This is a genomic window from Roseomonas chloroacetimidivorans, assembly GCF_049629625.1.
GTDB lineage: Bacteria > Pseudomonadota > Alphaproteobacteria > Acetobacterales > Acetobacteraceae > Roseomonas > Roseomonas chloroacetimidivorans.
The window spans coordinates 1-6,328 of record NZ_JBNBZS010000164.1 but is presented as its reverse complement, the minus strand read 5'-3'; the positions used below and the strand labels follow the sequence as shown (position 1 = coordinate 6,328).

The following is a 6,328-nucleotide window of genomic DNA, read 5'->3' as shown; positions in this document are numbered from 1 at the left end:
AGACCCCGTTTGAGAATGCAGTTCCGGCCTGGGTTGGGCCGGTCTGCATGGCCACATAGGCGGGATGTGGACCAAGGAGCACCGTGCGCGGCAGCTGGCGTTTGAGCGGGGCCGGCGCTACCCGACTGACCTGACCGACGAGGAATGGGAGCGGGTCAGGCCGTTGCTGCCGAAGCCGCCCAGACGGGGCAGGAAGCCCGGGGTGGACCTGCGCGAGATACTGAACGCGATCCGCTATATGGCCCGCTCGGGCGGCGGATGGCGCATGCTGCCGGTGCATTTCGGGCCGTGGCAGACAGTGTACTGGTGGTTCCGGCGCCTGGTGCGCCGCATGCTGTTCCAGACGGTCCACGATGTAATGCTGATGCTCGACCGCGAGCAGGCCGGACGGGAGGCAAGTCCCACGGCGGGCGCGGTGGACAGCCAAACCGTCAAGGCGCCGCATGCACCTGGTGGCGGCGGCTATGATGCCGCCAAGAAGCTGAAAGGCCGCAAGCGCCACGTGGCCGTGGATACGGACGGGCGCCTGCTGATGGTCAATCTGACCACGGCCGACGTGCAGGACGCCGCCGGGGCCGAGGAGATCATCAAGGCCGTGCGTCGCCGCTGGCCGTGGCTGAAGCACCTGTTCGCCGACGGCGCCTATGACCGGGGCAGGCTTGCGAGCCTTGCCGCCTACAAGGACTTCACGCTGGAGGTGGTGCGCAAGCTGCCGGACCAGAAAGGCTTCCAGGTGCTGCCGCGGCGCTGGGTGGTGGAACGTACATTCGGCTGGATGACCCGCTGGCGCAGGCTGGTGCGGGACTACGAAAAGCGTCTGGACGTGTCGGACGCTATGATCCACCTCAGCATGGGTGCCCTCCTGCTCCGCCGCGTCGCTCACCCCGACCCGTAGCAATTCTCAAACGGGGTCTGATCGTGGCCAGCAACGCCGAGGACGCAGGAACCGTCATCCAGCTGCCCGTGGGTCGGTTGCTCCGTCTCCCCGTCCCGCTCGCGACGGTCCTGGGGTGGTCCACGGCCGGCGGGTGACGGCAAGCCCGTGCGGAGGCTTGATGCCCGCCGTCTATAGGAGGGCTACCGGCGCTGCGCCGCTTTCGGGCGTACCAAGTCCCACACCGACAAAATCCCGGAAGACCCTACCGCGTAATAGACGCGCTACAATAATGGGGACTCCGGGATCAACGCAGAAATGGATGCGTTGTGCTCCCCGGTTGCACCCACCCTTCTCCATGCGCTTGATCAGGGCGTCAACGTCGGTCCGCAACTGGGAGGGAGCCCGCTCTCCCTCCCGCTCCGTCGTTGCCTCGCTGCTGTTCATCATGACTTTATGGTTTCTCTCCGATCTCGACCTGAGCCGGGGCCGGAGCGCCTGCCCGAGCGGGCGGGGACGGCGCTTCCTCCTCTGCGGACGGAATGGCCACGCCCTCCCCACACCACAGCTGACCGGGTACGGCAGGCCATAGGGCTCCAGGGGGACGCTCATCTCGCGGCTCGCGGTACTCGGGTGACCGCCGCCGGCACTGGCCGGTTTTCATGTCGCCCTCCTCCCCGGTCTGCAGCCAAGCGACGCAAGCGGCGCAGGAGCTCGGCAGGTGTTCGGCCTCGGTCGCCCCAGCAAGGCAGCCGACCTCGGCCGGGTCCGTCTGCGGCCATCTCCGCAGATGACCGGTCGTCTTCGCGTGCAATCGGGGCGCGGCCAGCACGGCACGGCATTCGCCGCGGCTCCGGCGCTGGTCGAGGGAATTCCAGTAGACGCACTCGCCACAGTTCTGCGGCAGATCGGAGGGCATGACGGGTCTCCTACCGGGTCGCGGCCGATGAGGCCGGCCGGGACTGGATGTGAGCGTTGGTATCGCCTCTTGTGGACGACCTTCCGCGGATCAAGTGCAGCCGCTCGGGCGGGAGGGCGACGAGCATCGCCTGGCGCTCCATGATTACCGGGCCGATGAGATGACGCTCGAAGGCAGTCCGGGTGGCCGGATCCTCGAGACGCCGGAGGGCGTCAGTGCCGCGCGCAATCTTCTGGCGGGTATCCTGGTACAGCGCCCGCGTCTGTGGACTGTCCGGCAGGCCCGCCATCCCCTGGCGCCCGGCTCGGGCGTCGTCGATGGCCCGATCGACGATGAGCCATTGGAGGGACGGCCGGGTGGCGGTGGCGGTCTTGGGGAGGGTCGACGTGCCGATGGGCGGGCTCCCACCGGCCTGCTTTCCGCCGAGCACCCCGACGGCGTTGTCGACGGGCTCAAGGGTGGTACCGCCAGAAATGCGGGCCGGGATCGCTTGGCCGGCGCGCTCGAGCTCGCGCGCGGTCCCCGCCCGGACCTTATCCTGCACAGCCTTCTCCTTCACCAAGGCGGCGAGCTGCGCCTTGGCGCTGCGTTCCCGAACCAAGAGGGTGAGAACCGCCTCGTGGCCGACCAGGAAATCCTGCCTCGCGGCCGGGACTCCCGCGCGGTCGATCTCCCCATCAGGGCCCAGCGTCAGCGCCGCGCCTTCGGCCTCGATCGCCGCAAGGCGGCGGCGCCCCTCAGCGAGGCCGGCATCCGCGCTCGCCGGACGATTTCGCAGCCTCTTGATGTTGGATACCAGGACCGGAGCAAGGGATCCCAGGGCTGCCAGCACGGGTGCCGGTCCCTGGCTTTTGCTGAGGGCGTCAGCAGACCGGATTGCCTCGATGGTCCGGACCGCCTCCGCCCTTGCCTGGGCGCCGCTCTGTGCCTCCGCTAGCTGGCGCTCGACCTGCTCCTTGGCACGCACTTCCCTGCTCAGCTTCGCCCGCAGGTCATCGACGGTCTTCCTCGAGGAAGCGAGTCCCTGGCGAGCCAGTGCCGCCGTGCGGGGGATCACGGCAGCGAGCTTACCCAGACGCCCGTCCAGATCCACTTCGCTCCCGTCGAGGAGCTCGAGGGCGCGCCAGCGCTTCTCGGCCTCTGCCTGGGCCGCCTTCGCCTCCGCCGTTTCCTCCGACAGCCGCGCGTTCCGCTCCCGCTCCCGCTGCGCCTCTTCCTGCGCGGTGTCGCGATCCTTCACCGCACCCGTGAGGGCGGCGCCCAGACGCCGGACCACCCCCGCCGCTCCCGGAGCCACGGGTTCGAGCGCGTCGGCGATCTGGCCCGCGAAGGGCCCGGCGGCGCTCAGGGCTTCCAGCAGACGGTTGAGGCGCGACGCCTGTGGCTCGGCCGCCGCCAGCCGAACCTCCGCGTCATCTGCGCGGCGGATGGCCGCCTCGGCCTCCACCTTCTGGCGGGCCTGAGCGTCAAGGAAAGCCTCGGCCGCCTCATCGGCGCGGTCGTTCTCCCGCGCGCGCCGGACGGGGACGAGTACGCGCCCCCGCTCCACGGTCCCTGCCGGTAGGAGATCGATGAACCCGTCCGGTGACAGCCGCTCGGCGGGCGCCCGCAGGTCCGGGATGGCCTGCAGGCGCGCGAGCGCGGCCCGGGCCACCAGCATCCGGTCGGCCGAGAGATCCGGCCGGACCGGCTTCTTCGCTGGCTCGGCGCCGCCCTCCCGCGCGTGCATCTTCTTGTGGCCCGCCGAGGAGAGGCGGCGGCGCCCGAATCCCTCGAGGCCGGGCATGCGCAGGCCGGTTTCGAGGCCGACGGCCACGCTGTAGGCGAAGGCAAGATCGCGGTAGGCGGCGCGGGCGGCCTCGCCGGCCGGCTTGCCGGCCCGCTCGGCCTGGTCCCGCGCGGTCCGGGCAGGATCGAGAGCGCCGATCTCCAGGCGCTGGATGGCCTTGCCCTTGTTGGTCTCGCCCGGAACGAGGGGCACGGCCCCGAGGCCGTGCAGGTGCGGATAGGGCTCGTCCTCGTGGAGGAGGATGCTGTCGATCAGTCCCCCGGTCCGCTGGACAAGGAATTCAACGCTGCGATCGCGCCAGGCATCGTAGACGGCGGTGGCCGCTGGCGAGGCGCGGACTTCCTCCCAGGTGAGGGGATAGCTGACCACCCAGCACACGGCGATGGGAGCGTCCATTCGCACGTGCCGGTCGACGGCGTCGCGCGCCACCCCCGCGCGCCACTCCGCGAGTTCGACCACCTCCTGGGCGGGCCGGCCGTGGAGGAGGACCGGGGGCAACGGATCGCGGACATGGGGGTGGTGACCCGGCTGACGGGTCACCTCGCCCAGAACGTCACGGAGGGACCAAGGAGCCCCCTCCCCCCTATTCTCTTTCTTGAGGATGCTTGGCCGCCGGGCGAGACACTCGACGCGGACGAACTGCTCCAGGTTGCTCATGTCACGCGCCCTCCGTCCGGGGCCAGGGCTGCGGGTCGTGCGCCTCGATGATGGCGCGGACCTCGGGTGTGTCGCGCGTCAGCCTCCAGACACGGATCGACGACTTCGTGCTGGGATCCGTCGCCACCACGAACTCCGCCGAGGTCTCAAGCAGCTTCTTCGCGTCGGGCTTCGTAGAGACCCCCCTGACCGTGAAGGCCCTGATGCAGAACCACGGGCGCTCCCCGTACGACGGTTCCTCGGCGACCTGCGGCACCTCTTCGGCAGCCCCGTCGATCAACGGCCTAGCGACCGAACGATTCACCACCGGGTCGCATGCCACGAGGCGGAACCCCTCCGTCGGACCACCCTCAATGCGGAACAGGCGACCATCCACAGCGGCTCGGGCAGCCTCCCCGCTGTCCAGGCGCAGGTGACAGTGAGCCGAGGATGGAAGCCGTTCCAGCCCAGGAGCCCGTATGGCCCTGTACGCCGCAGAGACGGACCCCTGGCCGGCGAGGGACGCGACCGTCACCCCAGCCTCAATGGCGCTCTGGATGACCGTCCGCATCTGGCTCCTGAACGAGGCGGAGAGGTTGGTCCGCTGCAGAGCGATCGCGACAAGGGCAGCGACCCCGTTGCGCAGTTCGCGGCGGTCAGCGATCAGGCCGTCCCCGATCGCCTTCATCCAGGTCTGCTCCTGCTCCGCCTGGGTCATGGCCCGGATCGCCGAGACGATCGTGTCCGCCGTCTCGACCAGGGACCTTCTGGCGTCTGCCTCCTGCCGGCCATGGACCTCGCCGCGACGCTGCATCGCCAGGATGGCCTCCGATACGGCGGAGGCCGGCCTGCTCTTCCTGAGGACGGTAGCCACCGCCCCTGCCAAGGCGTTCTCGTTGGGAACGCGTGTTTCGATGGGTGTGCTGGACATGGTCGACCCCCCTTTGGTCGACCCTCCCTATGACCACGTGCCGGGCTCTTTGCGACAAATATCGTCGTCGCGTTGTGCCTCACCCCCCGGGGTACCCAGCCGTCTCAGAGGCCCCGGTGCAGGACTACGCCCCCGGATCCGGATAACCCCATCCGGATAAGGTTATGCCCCTTCTGGGGTGAAGGGGCTCGAACAGGGTGGGTAGCAGACTGGGATCCCGAGCCCAAATAGTTTCTGGTTCGTATCTTTATTCGGTAAATATCGCGCCTCCCGAGGCGCTGAACCTTATCGCGCCGGAGAGGCGCATCTGCATCACACCGAGTCCTGACTGAAATTGAGCGCCATCTGCTCAGCCCGCTCGCTCGACCGGACAGCTGCCGTGCTGGCTCTCGCTGACGGGGGCGTTCCGAGCCGGAGCACGACAACCTGTCCGAGTCCGACCCGCTCCTGAACTTCTCTGATCGTCGAGGGACGGCAGCTGACGGGCCCAGGTCCCCTTAAATCGAGGACCAGACTGCTGTGTCCGTAACTGCTGACCAGCTCACAGGCGAGTTCAACTCCTCGGCTATCCCAGCCGCACTCGTTGTTGGCCCGCGCCACGGTCGCGAGTTCGTGGGCAGCTGCCCGCCAGCAATCGCGGCTGCCGCGGGCATGATTCGAACGCAGGCTAGGATACAGGTGATCACCGTCGGGCATTCTCACGACGACCAACCCGTGTGACCAGCCCCAGTCACTGGCAACCGCGAGGAGAACGGCGTCGCCGTATTGGCGAGTGATTCTCCGGTCCTCGCGCTCTGGTAGCGTCCACGGAGGTGGTGGAAAATCCGGCACGGTCCGGGGTGTAGGGCTTGGGTGGCCATCGGACCTGGCGGCTAGGATGGAGTTGCGAAGCTCCCACCCCTGGCCGACGAGGACCCGATGACCGAGGACAGACTGCCACTGGCTGACCTGCTGGCGAAAGCAGGAGATGGTGATTTCCTACGCGGTGTCGCCGAGGCGGTGCTGCAGATGCTGATGGAGGCGGACGTGGAGGGGCAGATCGGCGCCGCCCGGGCATTGGCAAGTTGTTCGACGAGAAGGCAAGTTCGGCCGCATGATCGAGGGTACGGCAGGATCATGATGCCGCTTGGGCGCACGTCTCCTGCTGCCAGCTGCGAAAGGCCTTGGTGCGGGCGCGCC

The 6,328-nt window shown here is 68.7% G+C and carries 3 protein-coding genes and 1 pseudogene; 2 read left to right on the top strand and 2 right to left on the bottom strand.

Translation table 11 applies throughout. The annotated features are described in order from the left end of the window. The first annotated feature begins 64 nt into the window (after window positions 1-64). Window positions 65-895, top strand: a complete 831-nt coding sequence (locus tag ACO1BU_RS35575; protein WP_424134609.1) for an IS5 family transposase — start codon at window positions 65-67, stop codon at window positions 893-895. 908 nt (window positions 896-1,803) lie between these two features. Here the strand turns inward: ACO1BU_RS35575 and ACO1BU_RS35570 are convergent. Then, complete coding sequence (locus ACO1BU_RS35570; protein WP_424140610.1) at window positions 1,804-4,239, bottom strand: hypothetical protein; 2,436 nt, start codon at window positions 4,237-4,239, stop codon at window positions 1,804-1,806. A 1-nt stretch (window position 4,240) separates the two neighbouring features. Continuing rightward, a complete protein-coding gene (locus ACO1BU_RS35565; protein WP_424140609.1) occupies window positions 4,241-5,149 on the bottom strand; it encodes a hypothetical protein in 909 nt (302 codons plus the stop codon). A 918-nt stretch (window positions 5,150-6,067) separates the two neighbouring features. Here ACO1BU_RS35565 and ACO1BU_RS35560 point away from each other — a divergent pair. Continuing rightward, window positions 6,068-6,328: pseudogene (locus ACO1BU_RS35560) on the top strand (hypothetical protein); the annotation flags it as partial.